The organism is Pseudomonas inefficax (assembly GCF_900277125.1).
In the GTDB taxonomy this organism is placed as follows: Bacteria; Pseudomonadota; Gammaproteobacteria; order Pseudomonadales; family Pseudomonadaceae; genus Aquipseudomonas; species Aquipseudomonas inefficax.
Genome location: NZ_OPYN01000240.1, coordinates 64,664 through 83,185, shown reverse-complemented (window position 1 = coordinate 83,185; position 18,522 = coordinate 64,664). Strand labels below are relative to the sequence as shown.

Genomic DNA, 18,522 nt, shown 5'->3' with positions numbered 1-18,522 from the left:
TTGCGGCTACAATGCGCGGCATTCGCGCGGCGGGTCCTACACAAGAAGAGCTGACGACCCGACGTCATCGACCGCCGCCGCTTCGCCACGCCCGGAAGGAGAAACCCATGGGACAGCGCACGCTTTTGTATGACCTGCACCTGGCGCTTGGCGCCAAGACGGTCGATTTCGGTGGCTGGGACATGCCCCTGCACTATGGCTCGCAGGTCGAGGAGCACCATCAGGTGCGCAGCGATTGCGGGGTGTTCGATGTTTCCCACATGACCGTGATCGATGTCGATGGTAGCGACGCCACTGCCTGGTTGCAGCGTCTGCTGGCCAACGATGTGGCCCGCCTCGACGACACCGGCAAGGCGCTGTACAGCCCGCTGCTGCAGGCGCAGGGCGGGGTGATCGACGACCTGATCGTGTACCGTACGGAATACGGCTACCGCCTGGTCACCAACGCCGCCACCCGCGCCAAGGTGCTCGACTGGCTGCAACTGCAGCGTGACGGTTTTGCCGTGGACTTCAAGGCCCGCCCGGACCTTGCCATCCTTGCCATCCAGGGCCCGCATGCCCGAGAAAAGGTTGCGGCCCTGCTCAGCCCCGCGCGTGCCTCGCTGATCCGCGAACTGCGCCCGTTCGAAGGCGTTGCCGAAGGCGACTGGTTCATTGCCCGCACCGGCTATACCGGTGAAGACGGCCTGGAGATCATGCTCCCGGGCGAGCAGGCCGTGGCCTTCTTCAACGACCTGGTCGGTGCCGGCATCGCCCCCAGCGGCCTGGGTGCCCGCGATACCCTGCGCCTGGAAGCCGGCATGAACCTGTACGGCCAGGACATCGACGAAGCCCACACCCCGCTCACCTCAAACCTCGGCTGGAGCATCGCCTGGGAGCCGGCCGAGCGCGATTTCATCGGCCGCGCCGGGCTGCTGGCGGAAATCGAGCACGGCGTGCAGGAAAAACTGGTCGGTCTGGTGCTGGAAGAGCGTGGCGTGCTGCGTGCCCACCAGGTGGTGCGTGTAGCCGGGATTGGCGAAGGGGAGATCACCAGTGGTAGTTTCTCGCCTACGCTGAGCAAGTCCATTGCCCTTGCACGCGTGCCCATGGCCACCGGCGACCGGGCCGAGGTGGAAATCCGCGGCAAGTGGTACCCGGTGCGGGTGGTCAAACCGACCTTCGTGCGCCACGGCAAGATCCTGATCTGAACAATTTTCAACCGGCGGGCGTACCGCTGAGCCAATCGAGGAATTCAAGACATGAGCAATATCCCCGCCGACCTGCGTTTTGCCGAAAGCCACGAGTGGGCTCGCCTGGAAGCCGACGGCACCGTGACCGTGGGTATCAGCGACCACGCCCAGGAAGCCCTGGGTGACGTGGTGTTCGTCGAGCTGGCCGAAGTCGGCAAGGTATTTGGCGCTGGCGACGCTGCCGGTGTGGTCGAGTCGGTCAAGGCCGCTTCGGACATCTATGCCCCGGTCGCTGGTGAAGTGATCGCGGTCAACGAAGAACTGGCCGACAGCCCGGAGCTGCTCAACGAACAGCCTTACGAGTCGTGGATCTTCAAGCTCAAGCCAAGCAACCCGGCCGAGCTGGACAAGCTGCTGGATGCTGCTGGCTACAAGGCCGCGATCGGCGAGTAAGATCGCGTCGCCTTCTTCGCGGGCACGCCCGCTCCCACAGGGATAGCGCCAGCCTCAGGGCTTGTGGCTGACCTGTGGGAGCGGGCATGCCCGCGAAGAGGCCGGGCCTGCAAGCAACTTTCCCCGCACAATCGGCAATCCCTTCCTAGACTTGTAAGTCTCCATGAGAGCTGTTCCAGGAAGAGAGCGTCGTCATGTCCCAGTCGCCATCCCTGCATCAACTGCAAGAGCTCAACCCTTTTCTGCGTCGTCACCTGGGCCCGGATGCCACGGAGCAGCAGGCCATGCTTGATGCGCTGGGTGTCGCCAGCCGCAGTGAGCTGATCGAGCAGACCGTACCGCCAGACATCCGCCTCAATCGCCCCCTCGAGCTGCCGCCGGCACTGGACGAACAGGCCGCCCTGGCCAAGCTCGCCGGGTACGCAGGGCAGAACCAGGTCTGGACCAGCCTGATCGGCATGGGCTACCACGGCACCATCACCCCCACGGTCATCCTGCGCAACGTGCTGGAGAACCCGGGCTGGTATACCGCGTATACGCCCTATCAGCCCGAGATTGCCCAAGGCCGGCTGGAGGCGCTGCTGAACTTCCAACAGATGGTCATCGACCTCACCGGGCTTGCCCTGGCCAATGCCTCACTGCTCGACGAAGCCACTGCCGCCGCCGAGGCCATGGCCCTGGCCAAGCGGGTGGCGCGCAACAAGAGCAATGCCTTCTTCGCCGACGAGCACTGTCACCCGCAGACCCTGTCGGTACTCAAGACCCGTGCCGAGGGCTTCGGCTTCGAGCTGATCGTCGACTCTGTGGATAACCTTGGCAAGCACGCGGTTTTCGGGGCCTTGCTGCAGTACCCGGATACCCACGGCGAGGTCCGCGACCTGCGTCCGCAAATCGATCATTTGCACAGCCACCATGCCCTGGCCTGCGTAGCTGCAGACCTGCTCAGCCTGGTGGTGCTGGCACCGCCCGGGGAGCTGGGTGCCGATGTGGTGCTGGGCTCTACCCAGCGCTTTGGCGTACCGATGGGCTATGGCGGCCCCCACGCGGCCTATTTCGCCTGCCGCGATGACTACAAGCGAGCCATGCCGGGGCGCATCATCGGCGTGTCGCGCGATGCCCGTGGCAACACCGCGCTGCGCATGGCGCTGCAAACCCGCGAGCAGCATATCCGCCGCGAGAAGGCCAACTCCAACATCTGCACGGCCCAGGTGCTGCTGGCCAACATCGCCGGCTTCTACGCGGTGTACCACGGCCCGGAAGGCCTGCAGCGCATTGCCCAGCGTGTGCACCGTCTGACCTTCATCCTCGCCGCCGGCCTCGAAGCCAAGGGCATCAAGCGCCTCAACCAGCACTTCTTCGACACCCTCACCCTGGATGTCGGCGGTGCCCAGGCGGCCATCATCGAAAGCGCCGAAGCCGCGCAGATCAACTTGCGCATCCTCGGCCGCGGGCACTTGGGCGTGAGCCTGGACGAGACCTGCTCGGAGCACACGGTGCTGCGCCTGTTCGACATTTTCCTGGGGGTGGACCATGGCCTCGACATCGCCACACTCGACCAGCTGGCACTGCCTGAAGGCATCCCCGCCAGCCTGGTGCGGCGCACGCCGTTCCTCGCCCACCCGGTGTTCAACCTGCACCACAGCGAAACCGAGATGCTGCGTTACCTCAAGCAGCTGGAGAACAAGGACCTGGCGCTGAACCAGTCGATGATTCCGCTGGGTTCGTGCACGATGAAACTCAACGCCACCAGCGAGATGATCCCCATCACCTGGCCTGGCTTTGCCCAGCTGCACCCGTTTGCCCCGGCGGCGCAGGCTACCGGCTACAAGGCGATGATCGACGAACTGGAAAGCTGGCTGTGCGCCATTACTGGGTTCGATGCCATCTGCATGCAGCCCAACTCCGGCGCCCAGGGCGAGTACGCCGGCCTGATGGCCATTACCCGCTACCACCGCAGCCGCCATCAGCCGCAACGTACGCTGTGCCTGATCCCGTCGTCGGCCCACGGCACCAACCCGGCATCGGCGCAAATGGCCGGCATGGAGGTGGTGATCGTCGATTGCGACGACGATGGCAACGTCGACCTGGGCGACCTCAAGGCCAAGGCCCACGCAGCCGGGGAGCGGTTGTCGTGCCTGATGATCACTTACCCGTCGACCCACGGTGTGTACGAAGAGGGAATTCGCGAAATCTGCGAGGTGGTCCACCAGCACGGAGGCCAGGTCTACATGGACGGCGCCAACCTCAATGCCCAGGTGGGCCTGGCGCGGCCGGCGGATATCGGCGCCGACGTTTCACACATGAACCTGCACAAGACCTTCTGCATCCCCCACGGTGGTGGTGGCCCGGGTATGGGCCCGATCGGCATTCGCGCGCACCTCAAGCCGTTCGTCGCCAGCCACCCGGTGGTGCCGGTACCCGGCCTGGACCCGAACAACAGCGCAGTCAGCGCCGCGCCCTGGGGCAGTGCGAGCATCCTGCCGATCAGCTGGATGTACATAGCCATGATGGGGCCGCAGCTGGCCGATGCCAGCGAGGTGGCGATCCTCTCGGCCAATTACCTGGCCAGCCAGCTGGGTGGCGCTTTCCCGGTGCTCTACCGCGGGCGCAACCAGCGGGTGGCGCATGAATGCATCCTGGACCTGCGGCCGCTGAAGGCGCTGACCGGCGTCAGCGAAGAGGATGTGGCCAAGCGCCTGATGGACTATGGCTTCCACGCGCCGACCATGTCGTTCCCGGTGCCGGGCACGTTGATGGTCGAGCCGACCGAGAGTGAGTCGAAGGCCGAACTGGACCGTTTCGTCGAGGCGATGCTGGCGATTCGGGCGGAAATTGGCGAAGTGCAGGAGGGCAACTGGCCGGCGGAGAACAACCCGCTCAAGCATGCGCCGCATACCCTGGCCGATGTGCTGGCGGTGTGGGACAGGCCCTACAGCCTGGAGCAGGCGGTGGCGCCCAGTGCTCACGTGCGCCAGCACAAGTACTGGCCAGCGGTGAACCGGGTCGACAACGTGTATGGGGACAGGAATCTGTTCTGTGCTTGTGTGCCGGTGGAGGCTTATCGCTGAGATCGGTGTTGGATTCTTCGCGGGCTCGCCCGCTCCCACAGGGACCGCACAAGGTTTGAATGTTGTGTAGTACCTGTGGGAGCGGGTTCACCCGCGAAGCAGGCGACGCGGTTATTCGGCTACCGCATTCTTGGCCAGGATGGCATTGGCCAGTTCCATGTCGGAAGCCTGCATCCCCGGGTTCTCCGCACGGGCCTGGCGAATCGCCGCTTCAAGGAACGGCCCGCGGATCGCGCCTTCGCTGGCCACGAAGCTGCCAGCGTCATCCTGCGCCGCCATCACCAGCTTGTGATCCCCGGAAGTCAGGTAGCTCGATGCCGTGGTAGCACCGGTAGTCATCACGTTACGCCAGAAGGTATCGGCCATGGCCGAGCCGATAGGCAGCGAAAGCAAGGCAGCGGCAGCGATGGCGGTTTTGAAACGCATGTTGAAACACCTCGAAGGGTGAGGGTTGAAGATGCGCGGTTTGATCCTGTCACGGGGGTGCAAGTTCCTTGAATACAAAGGATTTTTGCTCAGGAACAGGCCCGAAGCACTTCCTCTTGGCGGGTCTGCCCGCAGGCTACTTTGGCTTCGCCGCAGCGGCGCAGATCGAGCAATCCATCGGCCACGGCCTGACGCCGCAAACGGGCCAGATCGCTGCCCGGGCCTATCAGGGCGCGCAGGCTGTCGCTGGGCACCAGCAGCTCGAACAACCCTGTGCGGCCATGGAACCCGGTGCCACGACAGGTACGGCACGGTTGGCCTTCGGGCAGCGCTGCACCACCTCGGCAATCCGCGCACAGCGTGCGAACCAACCGCTGGGCCATGACCCCCACCAGCGTTGCCTTGATCAGGTAGTCGGCCACACCCAGCTCCTGCAGGCGGGTGATCGCGCCACAGGCGTCGTTGGTATGCAGGGTCGACAGCACCAGGTGCCCGGTCAAGGCCGCCTGCACCGCCACCAGGGCGGTCTCGCGGTCACGGATCTCACCGATCATGATGATGTCCGGATCCTGGCGCAGCATGGCCCGCACACCGTTGGCGAAACCCAGGTCCAGCGCAGGCTGCACCTGCAGCTGGTTGAATGCGGGGTCCAGGCGCTCGATCGGGTCTTCGATGGTGCACAGGTTGACCTGCGGCGTGGCCAGCAGCTTGAGGCTGGCGTACAACGTGCTGGTCTTGCCGGACCCGGTGGGGCCGGTGACCAGGATGATGCCCTGGCGCTGGCGCAGCAGGCTTTGCCACTGTTCCAGTTGTGGCCCATCCAGGCCGAGTCGGTCGAAGCCTTCTTGCAACTGTTGCGGGTCGAACAGGCGCAGCACCAGCTTTTCGCCGAACGGGGTCGGCAGGGTCGACAGCCGTAACTCCACCTCGCCGCCGCCAGGCAGGCGGCTTTGCAGCCGGCCATCCTGCGGCCGGCGCTTTTCCGCGACGTCCATGCGCCCCAGGTGTTTCAGGCGGCTGACCAGCGCCAGGGTCACTCCGGCGGGGAAGGCATAGACGTTGTGCAGCAGGCCGTCGATGCGGTATCGCAACTGGCCCTGCTCGCGGCGTGGTTCCAGGTGGATATCGCTGGCGCGTTGCTCGATGGCGTACTGCAGCAGCCAGTCGACGATATGCACGATGTGCGCGTCGTCCGCACTGGCCTCGGCCTGGCGCTTGCCCAGCTCCAGCAACTGCTCGAGTTCACCCAGGCTGGCTGACTGCTGGTGTTGCGCGCCCTTTACCGATTGGGCCAGCCGATGGAACGACTGCCCTGCCTGGCGAACCTGCTGCGGGTTGGCCAGCACGCGACGGACCGGCCGGCCAAGGCTGCGGGTGAGGTCGGCCAGCCAGTCGTCCTGGTAGGGCTGGGCGCTGGCGACGGTGACGCCGGAGGCGTCGGCGGCGACGATGAGGATGCCGTGGCGCTGGGCGAATGCAGGGGATATCAGGCCGGTGACCTGGGGCAGGTCCAGTTGCAGCGGGTCGATGCGCAGGTAGGGCTGGCCGACCTTGTTGGCCAGCCATTGGCAGAGGCGGTCCAGATCCAGGGGCTGGCCAGGGTGTCGGCGGTCTTCCAGGGCGCAGGCGGCGAGCTGTTCCAGCGGGTGAGCGGTGGGGTGAGTGGCGGCGTGCTCGAGTACCTGCAGGGTGTCGTTGGCGTGTAGATGCTGGTCGGCGAGCAGGGCCTGGAGCACGCGCTTGAGGTCGAGTGCCGGGTTGTCGGGGGTGTGCATGGTTGGCGTCCGTGCCTGATAGGGGAGTGCTGATCAAGGCTAGACGGGCGGGGTTGGGTTGATGGGGATGAAGGGTTTCGGGATCTTGCAGTGCCTGTGCTGGCCTCTTCGCGGGTGAACCCGCTCCCACAGGTATTGCACAGCATTCAAGAACTGTGCGGTCCCTGTGGGAGCGGGTTTACCCGCGAAGAGGCCAGCACAGGTACAGCTGATCGCTCAGACCACCGCCAGTTCCACCCGCTGCAGGTTGCTCAGGCTCACTTCACCCACACACACCAGGTTACGCAGTTTCTGCGCAATCACCTCGGCCCGGTGCCAGCTCAGGCCGCCGATGCCGACCTCGATATCCAGCCAGTCATCCTGCTGGCTGACCTGCACGCTGTGCGGGGTCAGGAACTGCAGGGCAAACAGGTTGAGCACCCGGCACAGGCTGTCAGGCTCGGCCTCGGCCTGCAGGCGATAATGCACGGTGCTGTGGGCGCTGCTGGCGGCCCAGGCGTCGGTACGGGGCTGTGCGTTCATGCTGGTCTCCGCGAATGTGGGAGAAATTCTTGCACGTTGGGGGCGGTATTTTTTCGCTATGATTTGGTAATTTCGCTGTATTGGCGAATTGCTCTATTCATAAAGTGCTGTTCAGGAGAATTATTGATGCACAGCGAGCTGGACGCCTACGACCGCCGTATTCTCGAACTGCTGCAGGAGGACACCTCGCTGTCCAGCGCACAGATCGCCGAACGTGTGGGGTTGTCGCAATCGCCGTGCTGGCGGCGTATCCAGCGGTTGAAGGAGGAGGGCGTGATTCGCGGGCAGGTGACCTTGCTGGACCGCAAGAAGGTCGGCCTGAACACACAGATCTTCGCCGAGGTGAAACTGAACGCCCACGGGCGCTCCAACTTCACCGAGTTCACTGACGCGATCCGCGGGTTTCCGGAGGTGCTGGAGTGTTATGTGCTGATGGGGTCGGTGGACTTTCTGTTGCGCATTGTCACCCCGGATATCGAGGCTTATGAGCGGTTCTTCTTCGAAAAGCTGTCGAACGTGCCGGGGATACAGGAAGTGAACTCGATCGTGGCGCTATCGGAGATCAAGTCCACCACCAGCCTGCCACTGTCACGGTAAGACCGTTTCAGACCCGCTGACGCGGTCCCTGTAGGAGCGGCCTTGTGTCGCGAAAGGGGCGCGAAGCGCCCCCAGGACTTGTGCACCAAGCCGATACTGCCGGGGCCGCTGTGCGGCCCTTTCGCGACACAAGGCCGCTCCTACATGGCTGCGTCAGCCTTCAGAAGGGTCAAGCCTTGAGCAGGTGCTTCCAGCCGCGGCTCTGATCCACCGCCCGGGCCTGTTCGATACGCGCTTCCAGCACTTCATCGCTGATCGGCTGTTCAGCCAGCTCATGCAGCTTCTTCAGGTCGCCATACAGGCGGTCCATCTGTGGCGCTTCCAGCACCTGGCGGGCATGGTGCAGCCAGGCCAGTAGCTGTTCGATGCGCGGCAACTGCTCGGCCAGGTCTTCCGGCCGCTGGGTGTACAGCGGCAGTTTCAACGCTCGGCCTTCTTCGCCCAGCAGGTGCGCCAGCCAGCTGGCCAGCTGCGCCTTGCCCTGGCGCTCGCCGCGGCCTTTGCGCTCCACGGTCCAGGCGCGTGCCAGCAGCCAGCGCGAGGTTTCCAGCGAGAACTGGCCCCAGCGCACGTCTTCCAGCTCTTCGGCGAACTGCTCGGGGGCGGCGCGGCGGATATCTTCGTCTTCATTGCCGGCCTGCACCAGCGGGCGCCAGTCTTCGAGCAGGGCGTCGAGGCTGCTGCGCAGGTCACGGGTGGTGGCGCGCGGCGCGGCCTGGCCCAGGCTGGCGGTCATGGCACGCAGCTCGCTCAGGCACTCGACCCAGTCCTGCAACAGGCGCCAGTGGCCGTTGTGGCGGTATTGCTCGGCCAGGCGCTGGCTGCTGCCCAGCAGTTGCCAGGCCAGTGCGGCGTAGGCGTCGTCCACGGCCATTTCGCCTTCCAGCTCGGTTTGCGGCAGGCCCAGCTCGTAGCTGTCCGGCTCCAGCAGGCGGTAGCCACGCTCGGCCTTGCTGATGTCGCATGGCATCAGTGGCAGGCTGGCGGCCAGCTCGGCGGCCAGTTCCAACAGAGCCTGCGGCTCGCCTTCACGCAGTTCCAGTTCCAGCTCGCAGATTTCTTCCTTGCGCTTGCCGGCGATCACGAAACCCTGGTCCAGCGCGGCCTCGATCACCACCTTGCTCTTGCCACGGCCCCAGGCGATTTCGGCGTATTCACGGGTGAAGTCGGTGGTGAACAGCGGCTTGATGGTCTTTTTGTCCAGGTTGGCCAGTTGCGCGGGCCAGCAGCTGTCGTCGAGCTTCTTCAGGTCGAGCTTGACCTTGTCCAGCTGCCATTCGTGCTCGTTGCGTTCGGACAGGCCCGCCACGCTAGTGCCGCGGCACTTGAGGGTCTGGATGATGGCCTCGCCATCGCGGCGCAGGCGCAGGGCTACACGGGCAGCGGAGAGCTCGCGCTCGGGGGTGTCGAAGTACTGGTTGAGCAGTTCGCGGGTCTGCCAGCCGGACTTGTTGCGCTTTTTCAGCAGAGGGTGCTCGCGCAGGGCGGCAAGGGTCTCGCGGCTGGCGCGGAGCTTGAGTTCGGTTTCTTTGTGCATCACAGGCTCGAAGGAGAGGGCGTGGTTGCCCAGCAGTCTACAGGAGTCGGCTGTGGTCTGTTGGATCGTGGTGGGCTTCTTCGCGGGCTTGCCCGCTCCCACAGGTACAGCATCGCTTTCAAGGGCGGTGCAATCCCTGTGGGAGCGGGCAGGCCCGCGAAGAAGCCCACACGGTTGAAGGGCATTGCTATGATGGGCAACGCTTCCGAGGAGTACGCGCATGCCGTTGCTGACGCTGAAAGACCAGTTCGCCGCCCTGATCGCCGCGCCTTCGGTCAGTTGCACCCAGCCTGCGCTGGACCAGTCCAACCGCCAGGTCATCGACCTGCTGGCCGGCTGGCTGGGAGACCTGGGTTTCAAGTGCGACATCCAGCAGGTCAGCCCCGGCAAGTTCAACCTGCTGGCCAGCCGTGGCACTGGCCCGGGCGGCCTGGTGCTGGCGGGGCACAGCGACACCGTACCCTATGACGAACAGCTGTGGGCCAGTGACCCGCTGAAGCTGACCGAAACCGACGGCCGTTGGGTCGGCCTGGGCAGCTGCGACATGAAGGGCTTCTTCGCCCTGGCCATCGAGGCGGTCATCCCGCTGCTGGAGCACGATTTCAAGCAGCCGCTGCTGATCCTCGCCACCTGTGACGAAGAAAGCTCGATGTCCGGCGCCCGCGCCCTGGCCGAGGCCGGGCAGCCACTCGGCCGTGCGGCAGTGATCGGCGAGCCCACCGGGCTGCGGCCGGTTCGCATGCACAAGGGCATCCTCATGGACCGCATCGATATCCTCGGGCGCAGCGGCCACTCCTCGGACCCAAGCCTGGGCCGCAGCGCCATGGAAGCCATGCATGCGGTGATGGGCGAGTTGATGGGGCTGCGCCAGCAATGGCAGCAAACCTACCGCAACCCGCAATTCACCGTGCCGACCCCCACCATGAACTTCGGCTGCATCCATGGTGGTGACAACCCGAACCGGATCTGCGGCCAGTGCGCCCTGGAATTCGACCTGCGCCCGCTGCCAGGCATGGATGTGGAGCAACTGCGCGCGGCCATCCGTGCCAAGCTGGTGCCGGTGGCAGAGCGCTTCGAGGTGCGCATCGACCATGCGCCGCTATTCCCGGAGGTGCCGCCATTCGAGCAGGCCGCCGACACCGAACTGGTGCAGGTGGCGGAGCGCCTGACCGGCCATCGCGCCGAAGCGGTGGCGTTCGGCACCGAAGCGCCTTATCTTCAGCAGCTGGGTTGCCAGACCATCGTGCTGGGCCCCGGCGACATCGCCTGTGCCCACCAGCCCGGCGAATATCTTGAAATGTCACGAATCGAGCCTACCGTGCGTCTATTGCGTGACCTGATCCGGCATTATTGCCTGGACTAAACGTCAATCGAACTGATTCGTTCCTGCCTAGAGGAGACCGCGCGTGACCGCAAGCCTGTTCCGACGATGATCCTGAACGCCCCCTGTATCGCCGTTCTCCGTCCACTTATCCACAGGCCCTGTCATGCCCGACTACGTCAACTGGCTGCGTCATGCCTCCCCGTATATCAATGCCCATCGCGACTGCACCTTCGTGGTCATGCTCCCTGGCGATGGCGTGGAACACCCTAATTTCGGCAACATCGTCCATGACCTGGTGCTGCTGCACAGTCTTGGCGTGCGCCTGGTGCTGGTACATGGCTCGCGCCCGCAGATCGAAAGCCGCCTGGCCGAGCGCGGCCTGACCCCGCACTACCACCGTGGCCTGCGCATCACCGATGCCGCCACCCTGGATTGCGTGATTGATGCTGTCGGCGCCCTGCGCCTGGCCATCGAGGCACGCCTGTCGATGGACATCGCCGCTTCGCCGATGCAGGGCTCGCGCCTGCGCGTGGCGTCCGGCAACCTGGTCACGGCGCGGCCGATCGGCGTGCTCGAAGGCGTGGACTACCACCACACCGGCGAAGTGCGCCGGGTCGACCGCAAGGGCATCAGCCGCCTGCTCGACGAGCGCTCCATCGTGTTGTTGTCACCGCTGGGCTATTCGCCCACGGGCGAAATCTTCAACCTGGCCTGCGAAGATGTGGCCACCCGCGCTGCCATCGAACTGGGTGCCGACAAGCTATTGCTGTTCGGTGCCGAGCCGGGCCTGCTGGATGCAGATGGCAAGCTGGTGCGCGAACTGCGCCCGCAGCAGGTTGCGCCGCATTTGCAGCGCCTGGGCAGCGATTACCAGGGCGAATTGCTGGATGCCGCGGCCGAAGCCTGCAAAGGCGGCGTGGCGCGCAGTCATATCGTCAGCTATGCCGAGGATGGCGCCTTGCTGACTGAGCTGTTCACCCGTGGCGGTGGCGGCACGCTGGTGTCGCAGGAGCAGTTCGAAGTGGTGCGCGAGGCAACCATCGAGGACGTGGGCGGTTTGCTGGAACTGATCAGCCCGCTGGAAGAGCAGGGCATCCTGGTGCGCCGTTCGCGTGAGGTGCTGGAGCGGGAGATCGAGCAGTTCAGCGTGGTCGAGCGCGAAGGCATGATCATCGCCTGTGCGGCGTTGTACCCGATTGCCGACTCCGACGCCGGCGAACTGGCGTGCTTGGCGGTGAACCCGGAGTACCGCCATGGCGGGCGTGGTGACGAACTGCTGGAGCGTATCGAAAGCCGAGCGCGGCAGTTGGGGCTGAACACCCTGTTCGTGCTGACGACGCGAACCGCGCACTGGTTCCGCGAACGCGGGTTTGCGCCGAGTGGGGTGGAGCGGCTGCCGGCGGCGCGGGCTTCGCTGTACAACTACCAGCGCAATTCGAAGATTTTCGAGAAGCCTTTGTAAGCCTGTACTGGCCTCTTCGCGGGCTTGCCCGCTCCCACAGGGTGCTCACAAGGCCTGAAGCCTGTGGCGTACCTGTGGGAGCGGGCAAGCCCGCGAAGCAGGCGACACCGATCTCGAACAAAAACGCCGCCCTTGGGGGCGGCGTTTTCGTTTACACGGTATGCAGATACCAGTTGTACTCGAGGTCGGAGATCGAGTGCTCGAACTCCTCCAGCTCGCTCTCCTTGCACGCGACAAAGATGTCGATGTACTTCGGATCGATGTACTTGTTCAGGATCTCGCTGTCGTCCAGCTCGCGCAGGGCATCGCGCAGGTTGTTCGGCAGGCTCTGCTCCAGTTGCTCGTACGAGTTGCCTTCGATCGGCGCACCCGGCTCGACCTTGTTGGTCAGGCCATGGTGCACGCCGGCCAGTACGGCGGCCATCATCAGGTACGGGTTGGCGTCGGCACCGGCCACGCGGTGCTCCAGGCGCACGGCGTCCGGCGAGCCGGTCGGCACGCGCAGGGCCACGGTACGGTTGTCCAGGCCCCAGCTTGGCGCGTTCGGCACATAGAACTGCGCGCCGAAGCGGCGGTACGAGTTGACGTTCGGGCAAAGGAACGCCATGGACGCGGGCAGGGTCTCGAGCACACCGCCGACAGCGTGACGTAGCGCGGCGTTCTGCTCGGGATCCTCGCTGGTGAAGATGTTGTTGCCATCTTTGTCCAGCACGGAAATGTGTACATGCAGGCCGTTGCCTGCCTGGCCCGGGTAGGGCTTGGCCATGAAGGTGGTGTCCATTTCATGGTCGTAGGCGATGTTCTTGATCAACCGCTTGAGCAGTACCGCGTAGTCGCAGGCCTTGAGCGGGTCGGCCACGTGGTGCAGGTTGACTTCGAACTGCGCCGGGGCGCTTTCCTTGACGATGGCGTCGGCCGGGATGCCTTGCTCTTTCGCGCCTTCCAGGATGTCCTGCAAGCAGTCGGCATATTCGTCCAGGTCGTCGATCAGGTACACCTGGGTCGACTGCGGGCGCTTGCCCGAAATTGGCGAGCGCGGCGGCTGCGGGCGGCCGTTCACGTTCTCCTGGTCGATCAGGTAGAACTCCAGCTCGAACGCGGCGCAGATGGTCAGGCCCAGTTCGTCGAACTTGCTCACCACCTGACGCAGCACTTCACGCGGGTCGGCGAAGAACGGCTCGCCTTCGAGCTCGTGCATGGTCATCAGCAGCTGAGCGGTAGGGCGCTTTTGCCACGGCTCGTTACAGAGGGTGTCAGGGATTGGATAGCAGATGCGGTCAGCATCGCCGATGTCCAGGCCCAGCCCGGTACTTTCAACGGTGGAACCGTTGATGTCCAGGGCGAAGAGGGAGGCAGGCAGGTTGATGCCTTTCTCGTAAACCTTGTGGAGGCTGGTGCGCTCTATGCGCTTGCCACGCACCACACCATTCATATCTGCAATCAGAAGGTCAACGTAGAGAACCTCAGGATGTTCCTTAAGGAACGCGTTCGCTTCGTTAAGCTGAACGGCACGCGGGGGTACCGACATGATGCAACACCTTTGTTGTTAAAAATATCAATCAAGGGGGGCTTGCAAGACCAGTCAATCGAAAAGACAAACTGATGTCAAGCCAACCCCATGATGCCCTGAAATGGCACATCAACGGCAGATTTGCTGCATCTCGGGGCAAACCATTATCCGCTATTTCCCGCGCAAAGGGCTATCTCCGACCAACCGTGTTTTATTTTTTACGGAGTGGTTGTGTAAAAAAATGAACAAGGCTAAGCTCGGTCTCAACCCAGAACACAATAATACGAGGGTCACATGGTCCGCTTGCCGAGACCTGAAAGCACTGCCTGCGCAGTGCCATCGGGTACATCCGTCATTTTTGCAAGCTTCGTCGATGGCGTGGCCACCCTGGCCGCAATAATTGACGTTTGGCGCTCACGGACCTGCCCTCATAGCGGCTTGCCGCCCTTCGTTTCGTCTTCCTGCCTTTCGAACTCATTACGGACGCACCTGTTTTCAGTGTATCCACTGTGGCTCTGCGCGGGGGTTTTTGCTTTAGCAATGTACTCCATCCAGAATCAGTGCGCGGACCACCTTACCTCCTGAGGTATTTATGAGTAACAACCTCGACCAGCTCACCGATTGGTTGAAAGAGCACAAGATCACCGAAGTCGAATGCATGATCAGTGACCTGACCGGCATCACGCGCGGCAAGATTTCGCCTACCAACAAGTTCATCGCCGAAAAAGGCATGCGCCTGCCCGAGAGCGTGCTGCTGCAGACCGTGACCGGCGACTATGTCGACGACGACATCTATTACGAACTGCTGGACCCGGCGGACATCGACATGATCTGCCGCCCCGACGAGAACGCCGTGTTCCTGGTGCCGTGGGCCATCGAGCCGACCGCCCAGGTAATCCACGACACCTACGACAAGAAAGGCAACCCGGTCGAACTGTCGCCGCGCAACGTGCTGAAGAAAGTCCTCAAGCTATACGCCGACAAGGGCTGGCAGCCGATCGTCGCGCCGGAGATGGAGTTCTACCTGACCAAGCGCAGCGAAGACCCTGACTTCCCGCTGCAGCCTCCGGTAGGCCGTTCGGGCCGCCCGGAAACCGGTCGTCAGTCGTTCTCGATCGAAGCCGCCAACGAATTCGACCCGTTGTTCGAAGACGTCTACGACTGGTGCGAACTGCAGCAGCTGGACCTCGACACGCTGATCCATGAAGACGGCACGGCGCAGATGGAGATCAACTTCCGTCATGGCGATGCCCTGCACCTGGCCGACCAGATCCTGGTGTTCAAGCGCACCATGCGCGAGGCCGCGCTCAAGCACAACGTCGCCGCCACCTTCATGGCCAAGCCCATGACCGGCGAGCCAGGCAGTGCCATGCACCTGCACCAGAGCGTGGTCGACGTGGCCACCGGCAAGAACATCTTCAGCAACGACGACGGCAGCATGAGCGAACTGTTCCTGCACCACATCGGTGGCCTGCAGAAGTTCATCCCTGAGGCGTTGCCGCTGTTCGCCCCGAACGTCAACTCGTTCCGCCGCTTCCTGCCCGACACCTCGGCGCCGGTTAACGTGGAGTGGGGCGAGGAAAACCGTACCGTCGGCCTGCGCGTGCCGGACGCCGGCCCGCAAAGCCGCCGGGTCGAGAACCGCCTGCCAGGCGCCGACGCCAACCCTTACCTGGCCATTGCCGCCAGCCTGCTGTGTGGCTACATCGGCATGGTCGAAGGCATCGACGCCAGCGCGCCGGTGCAGGGCCGTGGCTACGAACGCCGCAACCTGCGCCTGCCACTGACCATCGAAGATGCCTTGGAACGCATGGAAAACAGCCGTGCACTGGTGCAGTACCTGGGCAAGAAGTTCATCACCGGCTACGTCGCCACCAAGCGCGCCGAGCACGAGAACTTCAAGCGAGTCATCAGTTCCTGGGAGCGTGAGTTCCTGCTGTTTGCTGTCTGATCAAACTTGGTGCCGCAGGAAGCGGCTGTCGAACAACGGAGAAGCACATGAGCGTCAACAACCCGCAAACCCGTGAATGGCAAGCCCTGAGCGGGGAGCATCACCTCGCACCCTTCAGTGACTACAAGCAGTTGAAGGAGAAGGGGCCGCGTATCATCACCAAGGCCCAGGGTGTGCATTTGTGGGATAGCGAGGGGCACAAGATCCTCGACGGCATGGCTGGCCTGTGGTGCGTGGCTGTGGGCTATGGCCGTGAGGAGCTGGTGCAGGCGGCAGAAAAGCAGATGCGTGAGCTGCCGTACTACAACTTGTTCTTCCAGACTGCCCACCCGCCTGCGCTGGAGCTGGCCAAGGCAATCTCCGACGTGGCGCCACAGGGCATGACCCATGTGTTCTTCACCGGTTCCGGCTCCGAAGGCAACGACACCGTGCTGCGCATGGTCCGCCACTACTGGGCGCTGAAAGGCAAGCCACAGAAGCAGACCATCATCGGCCGCATCAACGGCTACCACGGCTCCACCGTGGCTGGCGCCAGCCTGGGCGGCATGAGCGGCATGCACGAACAAGGCGGCCTGCCGATCCCTGGCATCGTGCATATCCCGCAGCCTTACTGGTTCGGCGAAGGTGGCGACATGACCCCGGATGAGTTCGGGGTGTGGGCAGCCGAGCAGCTGGAGCAGAAAATCCTCGAAGTCGGCGAAGACAACGTCGCCGCCTTCATCGCCGAGCCAATCCAGGGCGCCGGCGGCGTGATCATCCCGCCGGAAACCTACTGGCCGAAGGTGAAGGAGATCCTCGCCAAGTACGACATCCTGTTCGTCGCCGACGAAGTGATCTGCGGTTTTGGCCGTACCGGCGAGTGGTTCGGCTCCGACTACTACGACCTCAAGCCCGACCTGATGACCATCGCCAAGGGGCTGACTTCCGGTTACATCCCCATGGGCGGTGTGATCGTGCGTGACACCGTGGCCCAGGTACTCAGCCAAGGCGGCGACTTCAACCACGGCTTCACCTACTCCGGCCACCCGGTAGCGGCGGCGGTAGGCCTGGAAAACCTGCGCATCCTGCGCGACGAGAAAATCGTCGAGAAGGCCCGTACCGAAGCGGCACCGTATTTGCAAAAGCGTTTGCGTGAACTGCAGGACCACCCTCTGGTGGGCGAGGTACGCGGCCTGGGCCTGCTCGGCGCGATCGAGCTGGTCAAGGACAAGGCCACCCGCAGCCGTTACGAAGGCAAGGGCGTGGGCATGATCTGCCGCACCTTCTGCTTCGACAACGGCCTGATCATGCGCGCGGTGGGTGACACCATGATCATTGCGCCGCCGCTGGTGATCAGCCATGCAGAGATCGATGAGCTGGTGGAAAAGGCACGCAAGTGCCTCGATCTGACCCTGGAAGCGATTCGCTAGGCGTTTGCTAGGCTAGCGGTGTGACATTAAGTGGTTACAAGGCCCTGCTTTCCTTGATACAGAGCCTTGTAACTTGCCAGACTAGCGACTGTTTCAGTCGCCGCGCGCTCTGCACCGTAGGTCCTGGCTGCTGAACAGATGGCTAAATAAAAAATTCTGGAGCATTACGCATGAATAAAATGGGCAAGACGTTGCTGGCCGCCGCCCTGATGGGTGCCATGGCTACCGCTGTTCAGGCTGAAGACAAGGTGTTGAACGTCTACAACTGGTCGGACTACATCGCTCCGGACACCATCGCCAAGTTCGAGAAGCAGACCGGTATCAAGGTCAAGTACGACGTGTTCGACAGCAACGAAACCCTCGAAGCCAAGCTGCTGGCCGGCAAGTCTGGCTACGACATCGTGGTGCCGTCCAACAACTTCCTGGCCAAGCAGATCAAGGCTGGCGTGTACGAGGAACTGGACCGTTCCAAGCTGCCGAACTGGAAGAACCTCGACCCTGACCTGCTCAAGGCCGTTGGCGATGCCAGCGACAAGGACAACAAGCACGCCTTCCCGTACATGTGGGGCTCGATCGGCATCGGCTACAACCCGGAGAAGGTCAAGGCCGCGCTGGGCGTGGACAAGATCGACTCGTGGGACGTGGTGTTCAAGCCAGAGAACATCGCCAAGCTCAAAAGCTGCGGCGTGAGCTTCCTCGACGCGCCGACCGAAATGCTCCCGGCTGCGCTGCACTACCTCGGCAAGCCGACCGACAGCACCAAGAAGGAAGACCTGAAGGCCGCCGAGGACCTGTTCCTCAAGATCCGTCCTTCGATCACCTACTTCCACTCGTCCAAGTACATCGGCGACATGGCCAACGGCAACATCTGCGTAGCCGTCGGTTACTCGGGTGACCTGGAGCAGTCCAAGGCCCGTGCCCACGAAGCCGGCGACAAGGTCAAGGTCGACTACGTCATTCCGAAGGAAGGTGCTGGTACCTTCTACGACATGGTCGCCATCCCCAAGGATGCCGAGCACAAAGACGCTGCCTACCAGTTCATGAACTTCCTGATGCAGCCGGAAATCATGGCTGAAATCACCAACGCCGTGCGCTTCCCGAACGGCAACGCAGCCGCCACCCAGTTCGTGGACAAGGAAATCACCAGCGACCCAAGCATCTATCCACCAGCCGAAGTGAAGAAACAGCTGTATGCCATCGCTGCACCTGAAGCGAAGGCCCAGCGTGACATCACCCGCAGCTGGACCAAGATCAAGTCGGGCAAATAACCCCGATGCGGCACCTCTGGGCCGGGGATTCCCGGCCCAGAGCCAGTG

The 18,522-nt window shown here is 63.4% G+C and carries 14 protein-coding genes; 9 read left to right on the top strand and 5 right to left on the bottom strand.

Translation table 11 applies throughout. The features are described from left to right. Positions 1-107 precede the first annotated feature (107 nt). The 3 genes from gcvT (at position 108) to gcvP (ending at position 4,693) form a co-directional block, all read left to right on the top strand. Positions 108-1,190: a glycine cleavage system aminomethyltransferase GcvT gene (gene gcvT / locus JV551A3_RS30215; RefSeq protein WP_133976219.1), complete on the top strand. Its 1,083-nt coding sequence runs from the start codon at positions 108-110 to the stop codon at positions 1,188-1,190. Positions 1,191-1,241: 51 nt separating this feature from the next. Further along, positions 1,242-1,625: a glycine cleavage system protein GcvH gene (gene gcvH / locus JV551A3_RS30210; RefSeq protein WP_133976217.1), complete on the top strand. Its 384-nt coding sequence runs from the start codon at positions 1,242-1,244 to the stop codon at positions 1,623-1,625. Between the two features lie 194 nt (positions 1,626-1,819). Continuing rightward, a complete protein-coding gene (gene gcvP, locus JV551A3_RS30205; protein ID WP_133976215.1) occupies positions 1,820-4,693 on the top strand; it encodes an aminomethyl-transferring glycine dehydrogenase in 2,874 nt (957 codons plus the stop codon). Between the two features lie 111 nt (positions 4,694-4,804). Here the strand turns inward: gcvP and JV551A3_RS30200 are convergent, their stop codons facing one another. From JV551A3_RS30200 to JV551A3_RS30190, 3 genes are all read right to left on the bottom strand, one after another. Then, positions 4,805-5,119, bottom strand: coding sequence for a DUF2388 domain-containing protein (locus tag JV551A3_RS30200; RefSeq protein WP_003259356.1), 315 nt, complete (start codon positions 5,117-5,119; stop codon positions 4,805-4,807). Between the two features lie 89 nt (positions 5,120-5,208). After that, a complete protein-coding gene (locus JV551A3_RS30195) occupies positions 5,209-6,894 on the bottom strand; it encodes a GspE/PulE family protein (protein WP_133976213.1) in 1,686 nt (561 codons plus the stop codon). A gap of 216 nt (positions 6,895-7,110) precedes the next feature. Further along, positions 7,111-7,416, bottom strand: a complete 306-nt coding sequence (locus JV551A3_RS30190) for a hypothetical protein (RefSeq protein WP_003259353.1) — start codon at positions 7,414-7,416, stop codon at positions 7,111-7,113. Between the two features lie 126 nt (positions 7,417-7,542). Between JV551A3_RS30190 and JV551A3_RS30185 the strand changes: the two genes are divergently transcribed. Beyond that, entirely contained in the window at positions 7,543-8,013 is a 471-nt protein-coding gene (locus JV551A3_RS30185) for an Lrp/AsnC family transcriptional regulator (RefSeq protein WP_133976211.1), read from the top strand. A 169-nt stretch (positions 8,014-8,182) separates the two neighbouring features. Here JV551A3_RS30185 and JV551A3_RS30180 read toward each other — a convergent pair whose 3' ends face one another. Beyond that, positions 8,183-9,550, bottom strand: coding sequence for a CYTH domain-containing protein (locus tag JV551A3_RS30180; RefSeq protein WP_133976208.1), 1,368 nt, complete (start codon positions 9,548-9,550; stop codon positions 8,183-8,185). A gap of 220 nt (positions 9,551-9,770) precedes the next feature. Here JV551A3_RS30180 and argE point away from each other — a divergent pair, with 220 nt between their 5' ends. Beyond that, positions 9,771-10,913: an acetylornithine deacetylase gene (argE, locus tag JV551A3_RS30175; RefSeq protein ID WP_133976206.1), complete on the top strand. Its 1,143-nt coding sequence runs from the start codon at positions 9,771-9,773 to the stop codon at positions 10,911-10,913. A 124-nt stretch (positions 10,914-11,037) separates the two neighbouring features. Beyond that, a complete protein-coding gene (argA, locus tag JV551A3_RS30170) occupies positions 11,038-12,336 on the top strand; it encodes an amino-acid N-acetyltransferase (RefSeq protein ID WP_112249818.1) in 1,299 nt (432 codons plus the stop codon). A gap of 151 nt (positions 12,337-12,487) precedes the next feature. Here argA and JV551A3_RS30160 read toward each other — a convergent pair whose 3' ends face one another. Continuing rightward, positions 12,488-13,864, bottom strand: a complete 1,377-nt coding sequence (locus JV551A3_RS30160; RefSeq protein WP_112249816.1) for a glutamine synthetase family protein — start codon at positions 13,862-13,864, stop codon at positions 12,488-12,490. A 574-nt stretch (positions 13,865-14,438) separates the two neighbouring features. Between JV551A3_RS30160 and JV551A3_RS30150 the strand changes: the two genes are divergently transcribed. The 3 genes from JV551A3_RS30150 to JV551A3_RS30140 all read left to right on the top strand — a co-directional run bounded on the left by JV551A3_RS30150 (position 14,439) and on the right by JV551A3_RS30140 (position 18,474). Further along, positions 14,439-15,797, top strand: a complete 1,359-nt coding sequence (locus JV551A3_RS30150) for a glutamine synthetase family protein (RefSeq protein ID WP_112249814.1) — start codon at positions 14,439-14,441, stop codon at positions 15,795-15,797. Between the two features lie 47 nt (positions 15,798-15,844). After that, on the top strand, positions 15,845-17,206 hold the full coding sequence (locus JV551A3_RS30145) for an aspartate aminotransferase family protein (RefSeq protein ID WP_112249812.1): 1,362 nt from the start codon (positions 15,845-15,847) through the stop codon (positions 17,204-17,206). Positions 17,207-17,376: 170 nt separating this feature from the next. Beyond that, positions 17,377-18,474 (top strand): polyamine ABC transporter substrate-binding protein, encoded by a 1,098-nt coding sequence (locus JV551A3_RS30140; protein ID WP_085621599.1) that lies wholly within the window; start codon positions 17,377-17,379, stop codon positions 18,472-18,474. Positions 18,475-18,522: the final 48 nt, after the last annotated feature.